A 14,023-nucleotide genomic window follows, 5' to 3' on the forward strand; every position below is an offset into this window, starting at 1 on the left:
GCCCTGCCGCTTCGCCGGAGAACGCATATGAACATCGATCACAAGCGCCGCAGCATCCTGAAGGCTTCCGCCGGGCTCATGGTTCCCGGCGTGTTCGGCACCATCGCGCGCGCGGCTGCCGCCGCCGAAGCGGAGGACCGCATCCTCGTCGTATTCGAAATGTCCGGCGGCAACGACGGCCTGAACACCGTCGTGCCCTGGGCCGACGACCGCTACTACCGACTGCGGCCCAACATCGGCATCCGCCCGGACAAGCTGCGCAAGCTCGACGAGCGCTTCGGCCTCAACCCGGGCATGGCCGGCTTCGAGCGGCTGTGGAAGGCCGGCCAGCTCGCCGTCGTGCATGGCTGCGGCTACGACAACCCGTCGTTCTCGCACTTCACATCGATGGCCTACCTGCACACCGCCGCGCCGAACAGTGGCGACGACTACGGCTGGGTCGGCCGGCTGGCCGACACCATGTCGCCGGCGCCGGTGCCGAACTACCTGCTCAACATCGACGCCACGCAGTCGCTGGCGGTGCGCAGCCGCATCCATACGCCGGTGGTGTTCGACGAGCCGGAGCGTTTCATGCGCAGCGCCCTGCACCCGACGCGCGCACTGCTCGACGACGTGAGCGTGGCGAGCACGGACAACCCGTCACGCCGCTTTCTCGAACAGGTGGCGGTCAGCGCGCGCGAATCGTCGCTGGCGGTGCGCGAGGCGTGGTCGAACTACAAGACGAATCAGGATTACGGCATCGCGCCGCTGGGTCTGCCCAAGGTGGCCGCCTGCATCGCCGCCGGCCTGCCGACGCGCCTGTACTACGTCGGCTACCGCAACAACGCCTTCGACACCCATGTGCAGCAGGCCGACCTGCACCAGCGCCTGCTTACCTATACGTCGGATGCGATCAGCGGTTTCCTGCGCGACATGGAACGCCTGGGCCAGGCCGACCGCGTGAGCCTGCTCATCTTTTCCGAGTTTGGTCGCCGGGTGCCGGAGAACACCAGCCTCGGCACCGACCACGGCACCGCCAACGTCATGTTCTTCGCCGGCAAACAGGTGAAGGGCGGCCACTACGGCACGCCGTCAGACCTCGGCGCGCTGGACGCCGGTGACAACCTGGTCCACACCACTGATTTCCGCTCGGTGTACGCCAGCGCGATCGACGGCTGGCTGAAGCTCGGCGCCGCCGACAAGGTGCTCAAGGGACGCTTCGCGCCGGTGCCGGTCTTCGGCTGACCGCCTTGGCAGGGAGTTGCGGGAACGGCGTCGGCCTCAGGCGGCGTGCCCGGCAACCCGTCGACGACGCGTCGCCCACAGCCCGGCCGCGCCCGCGGTCGCCATCAGCACGACGGCCGACGGCTCAGGTACTTCGTTCGTCGGCCGGAAGTCGAAAGTCGCGGCAAAGGCGAGGTCCTGCCCGGCCGTGAACCGCCACTGACCGGAAAGCAGCCCGTCGAGATCGCTTTCGGCATCCCAAGGAATGTTGTAGGCGCCGCCGCCCAGATCCGTATTCGCGGTGGCGAGGCGCAGGCGCGAATCGTCCGGAATGCGCAATTCATAGTTGTTCGCGAACAGGAACATCATGTAGGTGCTGCCGGCCGTCACCTCGGCGTCGATGTCGAAGGTGTAGGTGTCGAAGTCCGGACCCGCCGTCAGCGGCACGGTGACCGGCGCGCTCGAATAGAGCAGCGGCCCGACGACGTAGCGCGTGAAGGGGTTGTACTGCACCAGATGCGCCGTGAAGGTCACCGGAACGGGGTTGGTGTTGCTGCCCTTGAGCGCGTCACTGAGCAGGAAGGTGAAGTCGAGCAGGCGGTTGCTGCCGGTCGGCGCCACCAGGAACTGCCCCCAGCCGGAAAAGCCGGACGAACCGAAGTCGCCGATGCTGCTGCTGCCGTCCCACGACGACAGCGTGCTCACGACGATGGGCGCCGCCAGCGCTGGCGTGCCGCCCGTGACGCCGAGCAGCAATGACGCGATCAGAACGATTCTCTTCATGTGGTGATCTCCCGGTCAGAACGGTCCGCGACCCGCTGCCGCCCGCAGGCGCAGCGCAGTCTGGCCGGAGGTCGTGCCCACGATCACGCGGACGTGGCCTCCGAAGTGCGGCGCTCATTCTGGTCGGGTGGCTCACTTCAACGCAATACGCATATGCGCGTAGTGCGCGCCGAGGGTGGTGATGAGGTGGCGGCGCGTTCAGCGCGCGTCCGGTTCGCTCCGGTTCGACGTCATGTAGGCGATCAGCGCCATGCGCATGGCCTCTTCGACCGACATGTTGACCGGCGTCACCCAGGCGCGCGGCACGAACACGGTGTAGCCGCCAATCATGTAGCCCATGGGCAGGTACACCGCGACCTGGTCCGCCAGTTCCGACAACCCGGCCGGCAGTCCGTCCATCGACTGCCGCGTCACCAGGCCGACGATGCCCATTTCGTTGCCGGGCATGCGCAGCAGCACCACCTGCTGGGCGGATTCACCGGTGTGCGGCGCGAAATAGTCGGCGAAGTTCTTCAGCGACGAATAGATGCTCTTGACCACCGGCAGATTGGTGAAAGGCAGTTCCACCAGCGACAGCAGGCGCCCGGTCTCCGGTCGCGACACCAGCATGCCCAGGCCGACGATGAGCACGGCGCTCAATGCTATTCCGAGGCCGGGAAGGTAGAAGTCGCCGGTGATCGGCCGCACCATCATCATCGCCAGACTTTCGGTCCAGGTGACGAACAGCACCAGCACATAGACCGTCAGTGCCAGCGGCAGGAAGGTGATCAGGCCGCGGAAGAAATACTGGTAGAGGCGATGCTTGGTCATGGCGGGAAGGTCGGAACGGAGGCGTGTGGAGCATACCGCGTGCCATCCCGACGCGGCGAAGCGTCCCGCCCGTCGTTTCTTCCGGTCAGGACGTCGCTACCCAGTCCTCGACGCGCAGGCCGGAAACCCGCTTGAACTCCCGAGTGTTGTCGGTCACCAGCGTAGCGTCGTCAGCCAGCGCGTGACATGCGATCCACAGGTCGTTCGCGCCGATTGGCGTACCCGCCTCCTTGAGTCGTGTCGCCTGCTCGGCATAGTGCCGGCAGATGGCGGGGCTGACCGGGTAGCGCACCGGCACCTGCAGCGCCAGCGATTCAAGCCGGCGTACCACCTCAGGCTTGCGTGTGCTGCGCTCGGCGCCCTTGAGCAATTCTGCCCACGTGACAAAGGACATGCCGAGGATGTCGTCAGAGGGCAGAGCATCGATGCGCCGCGCGATGGCGGGCGGCTGATTCTTGATCAGATAAATAAGGATGTTGGTGTCGAGCAGGTAGATCACAGCCCTTCACGCTCCTGAACCGGCTGCTGACTATCGCGATCTGCCTCCAGGGCGGCGACAAAATCGGCGTCCGCCTTGCCAAGCGCATGCAGGGCCTGCATCAGTGCATCACCGCGTTGCGCCCGGATAGGGTGAATGATCAGATCGCCTGCCTCGTTGCGCGAAATGCTGACCTGGTCGGTATCGAGCCGGAATTCGGCAGGAATGCGAACAGCCTGGCTGTTGCCATTGTTGAACACCCGCGTAGTCAGTGTTTCCATGGGTGCCTCCATGTATGTACGAACGTGTGTGTATGTTGGGTTGCACCGTCGGGCACGGCAAGTCCGATCTCGCGCTGCGGGCGCTGTAGTCGGGGTCAGAAAACCCCTCCCACAGAAACCTGGCTCAGGTGCCGGCCGCGGATCGGGCGCGGTCCTTGTAGGAGCGGTCTTCTGACCGCGACAGGGCCGGTGATCTCGCGCCACCGCGCGCTCGGGCGCCGCAGTCGGGGTCAGAAGACCCCTCCCACAGAACGCGGGCTCATGCGCCGGCCGCGGATCGGGCACAGTCCCTGTGGGAGCGGCCTTGGCCGCGAAAAGGCCGGTGATCTCGCGACAGCGTGTGCTTGAGCGCCGCAGTCGGGATCAGAAGACCCTTCCCACAAGAACCCAGGCTCCATCGCGCCCCGTCACGCCCTGGTGATGACCACCTCCAGGTACTCGCCCGGTACCACCAGCGCATCCGCGCCGCCGACATTGAGTTCGTCCAGCAGTGCCAGGATGTCGCGCTCCAGCGCCGGGCGGGCGTCTGGCGCGACGGCGCCGAAGGCCTTGTGGATCGGACCGTAGAAGGCGCGGAACACCTCCAGCCAGTGGGTGGCCGAGCGATAGCGGAAGTTGAAGTGCCGGCGCTCGCATTTGAGCTGCGCAGCGCGGGGGCCGAACAGTTCGATCATGTGCGGCTCGGTGCCCCACAGTGAAGGTGACTTCACGCCCGGCGGCGGCGGCACGTAGGCGCCGATGATCTTGAACAGGCGCCCGATGAAGCCCCCGGGCGTCCAGCTGGCGAGTGCGATGCGGCCGCCGGGGCGCACCACGCGCAGCATTTCGCTGGCCGCCGTCGCGTGATCGGGCGTGAACATGACGCCGAAGGTCAACATCACGACGTCGAAGCTTCCGTCGTCGAAGGGCAGCCGCTCGGCGTCGGCGACGCGGAACTGCACGCTCAGGCCGTCGGCGGCGGCGCGGATACGCGCCTTGTCGAGCAGCGCCTCGACGTAGTCGGTCGAGGTGACCTGGGCGAAGCGGCGTGCGGCGGCGAGGGTCGCGTTGCCGTTGCCGGCGGCGACGTCGAGCACCCGTTCGCCGGCGCGCAGGTCGGCGGCCTCGGCGAGGGTTTCGCCGACGATTTGCAGCGTGCTGCCGATGACGGCATAGTCTCCGCTCGCCCAGGTGGCATGCTGGCGTTGTTTGATGGCATCGAAATCGGGCGCGGCATTCGGGGTTTCAAGTACGGCTGACATGGCGATCTCCTGAGCGGATTGAGGGCGCGCCGCGCACGCCGTGGCCCGACGGTCGGGCCGCGCTGGCGGTGAGCGACGACCGTGCCATTCTTCATATCCGGTCTGCCGGGCGATTCACCGCGTGTCGTTGAAACTTGCTCGCGGCTCCGCGATCGCGCGACCCCTTGACCAGGCGTCCGCGCCGCTTGATCGGGACGCCGCCGGGGAGGGGCCATGCAAGGCGATCCGTTGTCCGATGTGCTCACGAGTGTGCGTCTGCGCGGCGCGATCTTCTATTACGTGAGCTGCGACGATCACTGGGTGGCAGACACGCCACCGTCGCCGGAACTGGCCGACGCGCTCAGTCCGGGCGCCGAGCACGTGATCGCCTATCACATGATCCTGCGGGGAAACGGTTGGGTCGGCATGGAAGGCGAGGCGCCGACCAGGCTGCAGGCCGGCGACATCGTCATGTTCCCGCGCGGCGATGCCCACGTGCTCTCCAGCGCGCCCGGCATGCGCGCGGCCGGCGGCGATCAGTCCTGGCGCGCAACGACGCGCGACCACCCCCAACCCGTCCTGATCGCCCTGCACGACGGCGTGTGCGAGCTCGATGCCGAAGTGCCCTCGAGCCGGGCCAGCAGCACGATGGTCTGCGGCTTCATCAGCTGCGATCTGACGCCCTTCAACCCATTGATCCAGGCCCTGCCGCCGATGCTGCACCTGCCGTCGAGCGGGGTCGGCGCCTGGGTGGCACCCATGCTCGAACAGGCCGTGGCCGAGTCGCGCCACCGGCGGGCGGGCAGCGCGGCAGTGCTGGAGCGCGTCAGCGAAATGGTGTTCGTCGATGCGGCACGCCGCTGTCTCGAAGCCTTGCCGGAGGAGGGCGGCAGCGGCTGGCTCGCCGCGCTGCGCGATCGCTACATCGGCAAGGCGATCGCGCTGATGCACGCGCGCCCGGCGGAGGACTGGACGGTCGATGAACTGGGCCGACAGGTCGGCCTCTCGCGGTCCGCCCTGCACGAGCGTTTCGTCAACTGCGTCGGCATGCCGCCGATGCAGTACCTGACCCACTGGCGCATGCAGCTCGGCGCCAACCTGATGCGCGAAAGCCAGGCCTCGGTCGCCACCATCGCGCAGGAGATCGGCTACGACTCCGAAGCCGCGTTCTCGCGTGCCTTCAAGCGACTGACCGGGCAGCCACCCGCGACATGGCGGCGCGCGCAGCGCGGGGCGGGGTAGCGGGAACGCTCTTCACAACGTCGCCACGTGAGACTTGGCAACGCAGTGCTCGCGGAGGAGTCAATCGTCCTCGTCGTCGCGGCTCAGAAGTACCCTCAGCATGCGTTCGGGATTGGCGAGGAAGTTGCGCGTGACGAGGTAATGCTCCGTGTCTTCGTACGCGACCGCCTCGATGCCGTCGGCGGTGAGCTGGAGGATGCGTGCGTCCGGGTAGGCCATCAGGATGGGCGAGTGCGTGGCCATGATGAACTGCGCGCCTTCGGCCACCAGGTCATGAATCCGGGAGAGCACCGCCAACCGGCGCTGAGGTGAGAGCGCCGCTTCGGGTTCGTCGAGGATGTACAGACCCTCTCCGCGGAAGCGCTGGGTCATGAGCGTGAGAAAGGATTCGCCATGGGACTGCTCGTGCAACGAGCGCCCGCCGAAGCCATCGATGACGCGCGCCCCGGCCATCGGCTCGGCGTCGAGGTTCTCGATCTCCGTCGCCACATTGAAAAAGCTCTCGGCACGCAGGAAGAAGCCGTCCCTGGGGCGCCGGACGCCTCGGGCAATGCGCAGGAAGGCGTGAAGTTCCGAGTGGGACGCGCGTGTGCCGAAGTTGAAGTTGCGGCTGCCGCCCTCGGCATTGAACCCGAGCGCGACCGCGATCGCCTCAAGCAGGGTTGACTTCCCGGAACCGTTCTCGCCTACCAGGATCGTCATCTTCGGATGAAGATCGATATGGTCGAGCGCCCGGATTGCCGGTAGCGCAAACGGGTAACGGTCAAAAGAATCGACCTTGTCGCGCTGAAGGGAAATCCGCGAGACGAACTGACTTGTGATCATGGCGCCGAAGAGTGCGGTTGGAGGACGGTCGCCGCATTCTGGCATGCAAATGGATTACATCGACCGGCCACGACGACGGAATCGAGGCGGATGCAGACCGCCGGTGCAGCCGGATCAGGGCGTGGCGACCCAGGGCCACAGCCACTTCCGCGGCGCACTTCGGGTTGCCCAGTACGAAATTGCCTCGCGTGGCGTCGAGAATGTCCTCCAGTACCTGCTGGGCTAACTGTTCGCGGAACAGCATGCGATAGCGCTGCTGTCTCTCGTCCGGGTTCGTACCCAGGGCGAGATACGCGGCATGTGGCGTGAGCAACGTGTCGAACGCGCCATGCGCATGCGCCCGGTAACTCGACCAGCGGTAATCGGCGGGCTGCTCGACCATGCTGGCGCGCACCGGGTTCATCTCGACACAGCGCAGGCAGGCGAACAGACAGTCGTCCTGCTGAACCAGACAGGAACGGAAACGGCCTTCCCACAGTCCGCCGCTGCGCCGGTAAGTCCTGTTGATGTACTGCACATAGCACTGGCCCCATCGGCTTCATCGCAGCTCACGTTACGGACATATCCGTTAGAATGTGTAGAAATCTGTTAGGAGATACACATCATGCGTACCAATATCGAAATAGACGACCAGTTGATGCGCGACGCCCTGCGCCTGACCGGCGCCCGGACCAAGCGTGAGGCCGTTGAGATGGGGCTGCGCACCTTGTTGCGCCTGCGTCAGCAGGAGGAAATCCGTCGCTTCAGGGGCAAGCTTCAGTGGGAAGGTGATCTCGACGCGATGAGGACCGACGCTTGATCCTGGTCAACTCCAGCGTCTGGATCGACTATTTCCGGGGCTCCGCCACCCCGCAGGCCGAAAGGCTGGACGCACTGCTGGGCAGCGAACTGCTGATCATCGGCGACCTCATCCTGACCGAAGTGCTGCAGGGCTTCGGCAGCCAACGGGATTTCGATCAGGCGCGGAAACTGCTGACAGGGCTGGACGCTGTTGACATCGGCGGTCAGGACATTGCAATACAGGCGGCGCGCAACTACCGCGCGCTACGCGAGCGTGGCATCACGATCCGCAAGACGATAGACACGTTGATTGCCACACGCTGCATCGAATCGGATTACGCACTGCTCTACAGCGACCGCGACTTCGACCCTTTCGTCGCACATCTCGGGCTGAGCTCGGCGATGAGCTGAACCGGGCCGTGGTGGAAGAGGGTGGAGAAATCGGGGGAAATGTCGCTGCGTCCCCTATTGTTTTATTTTAGCGCTATTACCCCTGCCAATTTTCACCAAACTTACTCGCCCCGAATTTCTCAATTTCGGCAAGTAATTCACTTTTTGGGAAGGGCCAAACAGACGGCAGTGACATCAACTTACTGTTTAGCAAAGGGTGATCACCGCTAAACGTCAAACTCATGCCGGTACAAGATTCATAAACATATTGAAGAGAAAATAACTCGAAGGGCAATAGCGCCTCCCACCCTGGCCCATCGAATATCGAGCTGGGAAAGGACTGATGCGACTTTCTCGGTTTGCGCGCATCAACTTCGTCCCACCCCCAAGCATTGCACAATCGGAAGTCACAATAGTCCTCTAAGACCCTTCCGAATTTATTTAAATCCCCGATAAATTGCAGTAACGGCGCAAACCCCTTTAAGGTGGCTCTGTCAATTTCTTCCGGCCATTTGCGCACAATTTGAGCCTGCAGTAGCAGTCGCATGAATTCGACAAAGGGCTCGTCAATTTGACGCAACAGATCGCTAGCCTTTCCATTCAACAGCTTTAGCACGTGGGGTGCAAACCACTTGGGCATGACGTTACCCCCAACTTTTGCCAAAACGCCGTGAAAAATTATCAAGTGCTTAAGAACTGGATTTTCAAAATCGAAACCGCCTGGGCTGAGTTTAAGATCACAGAAATCCAGGCGAGCCGCCAAATACATGCTCCCTGCGCCGTTTGCAAGCAATTGAATGCCTTGGGTATCGCCATGCCAAAGCTTAGGAATTGCTAACGACATTTGATCGTAGAAGACTCCCGCGCACGCGCCCACCACTCCTCCAATATCGTTATTCGGTAGCCAATGCTCATTACATATTCTTTCATTGTGTGCAATCAAGGAATGACGCTTTGTCTCGCCACGAAGTATCTCTTTTAAGGTGGCCGAGATAACCTCACCCCGATTATCTGGACCTGGATGCAGATGCTTTAGTGCCATAGCCATTTCCTAACTATTTCCACTCTGAAACAATAGGGGGTGTGCCGCGAAAGCCTATTCTGGACATAAAAACCGTAGTCAGTCTCCTATGGTTCCCCTGGAAAGCTCTCGGGCAGCGCCCCCGACGATCTCGGGAAATGTTGCTTCGTCCCAAGTATCTCCCACCCATTTGTCGAACAGCTCGGGCTGAGTTCGGCGATAAGCTGAACCGGGCCGTGTTGGAAAAGGGCAGAGAAATCCGGGAGTATGTTGCCGCGCCCCCTATGGTTTCACATTCGTGGTGCGTCCCCCGTTGTTTCTGGCTATTGCTCATCTTTTTTTATTTGGGTGATGCCATTTGGCAGACAGCCCCTTAAGTATGTTGTAATGCTTTTCAATTGGCGGAGCATTAGGGGGTGTGCCCCGAATAGCCTATCCCAAGCATCAAAATCGTGGCCTGTCCGCTATTGCTCTCAACTCCCGTGAGGAGTTTTTCAATTCATCATCCGCGTTTGATGTTTTTGTCATGCAGCTGTGTTTAATGGAATATTAGGATCGCACTAAGGTTTGTTGTATTCGTCTGAAATTGGGCGGGTTCCTATTGAGCATAAACGAAAAGAATATGAGTCGATGCTTTCTCGTGGTCTTCCACATCCAACTACCGTCGCACCCTCCGGCATCTCCATATCTTCCGTCATGGGGAGGGGCCAAGTGTTTTTTGATACTCTGATTGCGCAGACCTGGCTGGGGGCCCTTTCGCTGCCGAGTTTTGCGTGAAATTCGTAGATGTACCCCGGTTCTGATTCAATCGGAACCCAGTAGATTGCACTAAATTGGCGTACTGTGAGTGGGAGAAGGGTTACTAGGCTTAGTGAAACGCCAACTTCTTGTGTGCTTGGTAGGAATGCGTAAGCGTGTGGGGAGCCCCATATGATGTCAAATTCAGGTGTGTTGCCATTGAATTTCCATGCGGAAAGTACGATGTCTGGGTTTCGATCCTTTCCTTTGACAACACTCATGACGCGAATCATTGAGACTTCATGATCCGGTCGTTGATCACCCATATAGTGATAAGAGATTCTGTTGCACCCCGTAAGAGCAACTCCGAGTGATGTAATGATTGCAAATCGAGCTGCATTCCTGTTCATGTGCGCGCGCGGACTCTCGTTCAAATTTCTGTTACCGTTTTTTGGCGATGCTAATTTTCATGCTTGAAAAGGAAAAGCCGCATGCCCTCCCGGGTCATGCGGCCTCAATATGACCGGCGCGTGCCGCGCCGGTCAAGCACTTCACATCAGTAAGTTCAGTACGTCTTGTACGGCAAGAACTTCCCACTCATCGTGATGCTCACCCGATCCCCCGCCGGGTTCGCTTCGCGCGCCAGGTCCATCTTGAAGTCGATCGCGCTCATGATGCCGTCGCCGAATTCTTCATGGATGAGTGCCTTGAAGGTGGTGCCGTATACGTTGATCAATTCGTAGAAGCGGTAGATCAGCGGGTCGGTCGGTACCGAGGTGGGCAGCGAGCCCTTGTAGGGCACGACCTGGAGCTGGGTGACGGCTTCGGCCGGCAGGTCGAGCATTTCGCCAATGGTCTTGGCCTGTTCGGCGGTGAAGGTCATCTGGCCGAGGAGGCCGGCGGTGACCCATTCCTTGCTGAGGCCGATGGCCTTGGCGAGGTCGGCCCACTTGAGGCCCTTGGCAACCTTGCGTTCGACGATGAGATCGGTGACGTCTTCGCGTTTCATGTGAGTCTCCTTTGAGGTGGTGTTCAGGCGGGTTGGCTGGATTGGCCGGGGTGGACGAGAGGCGGGTTCTTCGCATCCCAGCCGTGGCCGGGCTGAAATTCGCGCGAGCGCTTCACCAGGAAATCGACCAGGTGATTGCGCAGCGTGTAGAAGGCGGGCTGCTGGTGCAGGGTTTCGCGCACGCGCGGCCGGGCCAGCGGATTGACGACGATTTCGGCGATCTTGGCGCGCGGGCCGTTGGTCATCAGCACGATGCGGTCGGCCAGCAGGATGGCTTCGTTGACGTCGTGAGTGATCATGAACACGGTCTGCTGCGTGGCTTCGACGATGCCGATCAGTTCGTCCTGGATGCTGCCGCGGGTGAGCGCGTCGAGCGCGCCGAAGGGCTCGTCCAGCAGCAGCATCTTCGGTTCGATCGAGAAGGCGCGGGCGATGCCGACGCGCTGCTTCATGCCGCCGGACAGCTCGGCCGGCTTCTTGTCCAGCGCGTGGCCGAGGTGCACCAGTTCGAGGTATTTCACCGCGTGCTCGCGCACCTGATGCGCCTTCCAGTCCGGATGACGGCTGCGCACGGCGAACTCGACGTTCTTCAGCGCGCTGAGCCAGGGCATCAGCGCGTGGCCCTGGAACACGACGCCGCGGTCGAGCGAGGGGCCGCGCACCTCGCGGCCGTCCATGATGACGTGGCCGGCCGTGGCTTCGTCGAGCCCGGCGAGGATGTTCAGGATGGTGGTCTTGCCGCAGCCGGAGTGGCCGAGCACGCAGACGAACTGGCCGCGCTCGATGCCGAAATGCACGTCTTCGAACACCGGCGCGGGGTCGGGGTTGCCCGGCTGCGGAAACTGCCGTTTCAGGCCCTCGACCTTGAGGAAGGGTTGGGTGCTCATTGTGATGGGGCCTTTTTTCTCTGCGGACGACCCGGACGAGGGCAGCGATGCGGCATCCAACGGGTCGCGGGTCTGCGTCTTCAGGGGGACGACGGGGGCGAGGGCTGCGCTCATGCTCATTTCCTCCAGGCTCATTCGCGCCACGAAATCGCGCGCGCCACCCAGGCCAGCAGGTGATCGAGCAGCATGCCCACCAGGCCGATCAGCAGGATGGCGGTGATGATGTTGGTGATCGACAGGTTGTTCCACTCGTTCCAGACGAAGTAGCCGATGCCGGTGCCGCCCACCAGCATTTCCGCGGCGACGATGACCAGCCAGGCGATGCCGATGGAAATGCGCATGCCGGTGAGGATGGTCGGTGCGGCCGCCGGCAGGATGACCTGGAAGGCCTTGCGCAGCGGGCTCACTTCCAGCGTGCGCGCCACGTTCAGCCACTCGCGCCGTACCGATGCGACGCCGAAGGCGGTGTTCACCAGCATCGGCCACAGCGAGCAGATGAAGATGACGAAGATGGCGGAAATGCCCGAATCCTTGATCGTGTAGAGCGCGAGCGGCATCCAGGCCAGCGGCGAGATCGGCTTCAGGATCTGGATGAAGGGGTCGAGCGCCTTGTAGATCAGCGGCGACATGCCGATGACGAAGCCCAGCGGGATCGCCACCAGCGCCGCCAGCAGATAGCCGCCGAGTACGCGGGCGATCGAGTAGGCGATCTGGATGCCCAGCCCCTTGTCATTGGTGCCGCGGTCGTAGAAGGGGTCGCTCAGGTGTTCCCAGATCTTGGCCGCGACCTCGCCCGGGCCGGGCATGGCGGACTGTCCGCCGGCCTGGGCCTGGGCGCCCATCAGCGCCGCGTACTCCGGGTCCATCGCCGGAGCGGCGGCACCGCCGCCGGCCGACGCGGTGGTCGCCAGATACCAGGCGCCGACGAAGAGCGCGAAGAACAGCGCCGACAGCAGCGGCGCCAGCCATGCTTTTCTCATGCCGTCACCTTCCGGATCTTGAAGCTGTTCAGGTATTCCTCCGGCTTGGCCGGGTCGAATTCCTTCTTCATGACCGAGAACTTCTTGGTCGTCGTGCTCGGCACCGGCAGGCCGACTTCCTTCATCAGCGCGGCGGCGTCGGTGGCGAGGAACACCTCCTTGGCGATCTTCTGGTAGTCGATATCGCCCTTGATCTGACCCCAGCGCTTCATCTGCGTCAGGATCCAGATGGCGAAGGACTCCCACGGGAAGGGCTCGAAGCCGATGCGGCCCGGCACTTTCTGCACGCCGCCCAGACCGTCGGCATAGGTGCCGGTGAGCACCTGCTCGACCACCGTGACCGGCTGGTTCAGGTAGTTGGCGGGCGCGATCGCCTCGGCGATCTGCTTGCGGTTGGTCGGGTTGCTGGCGGTCGCGGTGGCGCTGATGATGGCGCGCAGCAGCGCCTTGTAGGTGTTCGGCATCGTCGTGACGAACTCCTTGCTCGCAGCGAAGGCGCAGCAGGGGTGGCCTTCCCAGATGTCGCGGGTGAGCGTGTGGATGAAGCCCACGCCGTCATACACGGCGCGCTGGTTCACCGGGTCGGGTGCCAGGAAGCCGTCGATGTTGCCGGCGCGCAGGTTGGCCACCATTTCCGGCGGCGGCACCGCGCGGATCTGCACGTCGGTGTCCGGGTCGATGCCGTGCTCCGCCAGGTAGTAGCGCAGCAGGTAGTTGTGCATCGAATAGTCGAAGGGCACCGCGAACTTGAAGCCCTTCCAGGCCTTCGGGTCGCGCTTGTCCTTGTGCTTGACCGAAAGCGTGATCGCCTGGCCGTTGATGTTCTCGACCGCCGGCATGGTCCACGGGATGGGGTTCGAGCCGGCGCCGATCGAGATCGCCAGCGGCATCGGCGACAGCATGTGCGCGGCGTCGTATTCCTTGGCCAGCGACTTGTCGCGGATGACCGCCCAGCCGGCGGTCTTCACCACTTCGACGTCCAGACCCTGCTTCGAGTAGTAGCCCAGCGGGTGCGCCATGATGATGGGCGTGGCGCAGGTGATCGGGATGAAGCCCACCTTGAGCTTGGTCTTTTCCAGCGGACCGGGCGAGGCGAAAGCGTCCTTCACCGTGCCCAGCGGCAGGAAGGTCGAGATCGCCGCCATCGCCGTGCTGGCGCCGACCGCGCGGATGAAGTTGCGCCGCGTTTCGTCGTGCGGGAACAGCGCGCGCATCACCGCGCCTTCGACCACGCGGTCCAGCATCGCCTCTTCGGACAGCGCTTCGGCCTGGTCGTGCTCAGCCTGGCTGTGATGGCGGCCGCAGGCGCAGCCATTCAGTTTCACGTTGGGGTCGAAGGGGTTGCGGAAGGTGCTCATTGCGGGACTCTCCTTGTT

Annotated in this window: 16 protein-coding genes; 4 read left to right on the forward strand and 12 right to left on the reverse strand. The window is 63.0% G+C overall.

The annotated features are described in order from the left end of the window. The first annotated feature begins 27 nt into the window (after positions 1 to 27). Positions 28 to 1,224, forward strand: a complete 1,197-nt coding sequence (locus tag ACQ66H_RS08135) for a DUF1501 domain-containing protein (RefSeq protein ID WP_430433578.1) — start codon at positions 28 to 30, stop codon at positions 1,222 to 1,224. A 36-nt stretch (positions 1,225 to 1,260) separates the two neighbouring features. Here ACQ66H_RS08135 and ACQ66H_RS08140 read toward each other — a convergent pair whose 3' ends face one another. The 5 genes from ACQ66H_RS08140 to ACQ66H_RS08160 form a co-directional block, all read right to left on the reverse strand. Beyond that, the gene (locus ACQ66H_RS08140; RefSeq protein WP_430433579.1) at positions 1,261 to 1,986 is read right to left on the reverse strand and encodes a PEP-CTERM sorting domain-containing protein; all 726 of its coding nucleotides are present in this window, start codon (positions 1,984 to 1,986) and stop codon (positions 1,261 to 1,263) included. 198 nt (positions 1,987 to 2,184) lie between these two features. Continuing rightward, positions 2,185 to 2,796: a DUF502 domain-containing protein gene (locus tag ACQ66H_RS08145; protein ID WP_430433580.1), complete on the reverse strand. Its 612-nt coding sequence runs from the start codon at positions 2,794 to 2,796 to the stop codon at positions 2,185 to 2,187. An 85-nt stretch (positions 2,797 to 2,881) separates the two neighbouring features. Further along, positions 2,882 to 3,295, reverse strand: coding sequence for a type II toxin-antitoxin system VapC family toxin (locus tag ACQ66H_RS08150; protein ID WP_430433582.1), 414 nt, complete (start codon positions 3,293 to 3,295; stop codon positions 2,882 to 2,884). Next, a complete protein-coding gene (locus ACQ66H_RS08155; RefSeq protein WP_430433583.1) occupies positions 3,292 to 3,555 on the reverse strand; it encodes an antitoxin in 264 nt (87 codons plus the stop codon). The genes ACQ66H_RS08150 and ACQ66H_RS08155 overlap by 4 nt, the downstream gene beginning before the upstream one ends. Before the next feature lie 407 nt (positions 3,556 to 3,962). Beyond that, positions 3,963 to 4,796 carry a methyltransferase domain-containing protein gene (locus ACQ66H_RS08160; RefSeq protein ID WP_430433584.1) on the reverse strand — a complete coding sequence of 278 codons (834 nt, stop codon included), beginning with the start codon at positions 4,794 to 4,796 and terminating at the stop codon, positions 3,963 to 3,965. Positions 4,797 to 5,009: 213 nt separating this feature from the next. Here ACQ66H_RS08160 and ACQ66H_RS08165 point away from each other — a divergent pair, with 213 nt between their 5' ends. Continuing rightward, positions 5,010 to 6,017 (forward strand): AraC family transcriptional regulator, encoded by a 1,008-nt coding sequence (locus ACQ66H_RS08165; protein WP_430433585.1) that lies wholly within the window; start codon positions 5,010 to 5,012, stop codon positions 6,015 to 6,017. 60 nt (positions 6,018 to 6,077) lie between these two features. Here the strand turns inward: ACQ66H_RS08165 and ACQ66H_RS08170 are convergent, their stop codons facing one another. Next, the gene (locus ACQ66H_RS08170) at positions 6,078 to 6,842 is read right to left on the reverse strand and encodes an AAA family ATPase (protein ID WP_430433586.1); all 765 of its coding nucleotides are present in this window, start codon (positions 6,840 to 6,842) and stop codon (positions 6,078 to 6,080) included. Then, entirely contained in the window at positions 6,781 to 7,359 is a 579-nt protein-coding gene (locus ACQ66H_RS08175) for a transposase (RefSeq protein WP_430433587.1), read from the reverse strand. Before ACQ66H_RS08175 ends, ACQ66H_RS08170 begins: the two co-directional genes overlap by 62 nt. Positions 7,360 to 7,446: 87 nt before the next feature. On the opposite strand from ACQ66H_RS08175, the gene ACQ66H_RS08180 reads away from it, so the two are divergent. Further along, positions 7,447 to 7,641: a type II toxin-antitoxin system VapB family antitoxin gene (locus ACQ66H_RS08180; RefSeq protein ID WP_430433588.1), complete on the forward strand. Its 195-nt coding sequence runs from the start codon at positions 7,447 to 7,449 to the stop codon at positions 7,639 to 7,641. Next, positions 7,638 to 8,033, forward strand: a complete 396-nt coding sequence (gene vapC, locus ACQ66H_RS08185) for a type II toxin-antitoxin system VapC family toxin (protein ID WP_430433589.1) — start codon at positions 7,638 to 7,640, stop codon at positions 8,031 to 8,033. The genes ACQ66H_RS08180 and vapC overlap by 4 nt, the downstream gene beginning before the upstream one ends. A gap of 76 nt (positions 8,034 to 8,109) precedes the next feature. Here vapC and ACQ66H_RS08190 read toward each other — a convergent pair whose 3' ends face one another. The 5 genes from ACQ66H_RS08190 to ACQ66H_RS08210 all read right to left on the reverse strand — a co-directional run bounded on the left by ACQ66H_RS08190 (position 8,110) and on the right by ACQ66H_RS08210 (position 14,005). Beyond that, positions 8,110 to 9,054: a hypothetical protein gene (locus ACQ66H_RS08190; RefSeq protein WP_430433590.1), complete on the reverse strand. Its 945-nt coding sequence runs from the start codon at positions 9,052 to 9,054 to the stop codon at positions 8,110 to 8,112. 1,282 nt (positions 9,055 to 10,336) lie between these two features. Then, positions 10,337 to 10,780 carry a cyanase gene (cynS, locus tag ACQ66H_RS08195; RefSeq protein ID WP_020164227.1) on the reverse strand — a complete coding sequence of 148 codons (444 nt, stop codon included), beginning with the start codon at positions 10,778 to 10,780 and terminating at the stop codon, positions 10,337 to 10,339. A 23-nt stretch (positions 10,781 to 10,803) separates the two neighbouring features. Then, positions 10,804 to 11,667: an ABC transporter ATP-binding protein gene (locus ACQ66H_RS08200; RefSeq protein ID WP_430433591.1), complete on the reverse strand. Its 864-nt coding sequence runs from the start codon at positions 11,665 to 11,667 to the stop codon at positions 10,804 to 10,806. Between the two features lie 131 nt (positions 11,668 to 11,798). Continuing rightward, positions 11,799 to 12,647 carry a nitrate ABC transporter permease gene (ntrB, locus tag ACQ66H_RS08205; RefSeq protein ID WP_430433592.1) on the reverse strand — a complete coding sequence of 283 codons (849 nt, stop codon included), beginning with the start codon at positions 12,645 to 12,647 and terminating at the stop codon, positions 11,799 to 11,801. Then, positions 12,644 to 14,005 (reverse strand): CmpA/NrtA family ABC transporter substrate-binding protein, encoded by a 1,362-nt coding sequence (locus ACQ66H_RS08210; protein ID WP_430433593.1) that lies wholly within the window; start codon positions 14,003 to 14,005, stop codon positions 12,644 to 12,646. The genes ntrB and ACQ66H_RS08210 overlap by 4 nt, the downstream gene beginning before the upstream one ends. Positions 14,006 to 14,023: the final 18 nt, after the last annotated feature.

The sequence above is a fragment of the Methyloversatilis sp. genome (assembly GCF_965284615.1).
Classification (GTDB): Bacteria; Pseudomonadota; Gammaproteobacteria; order Burkholderiales; family Rhodocyclaceae; genus Methyloversatilis.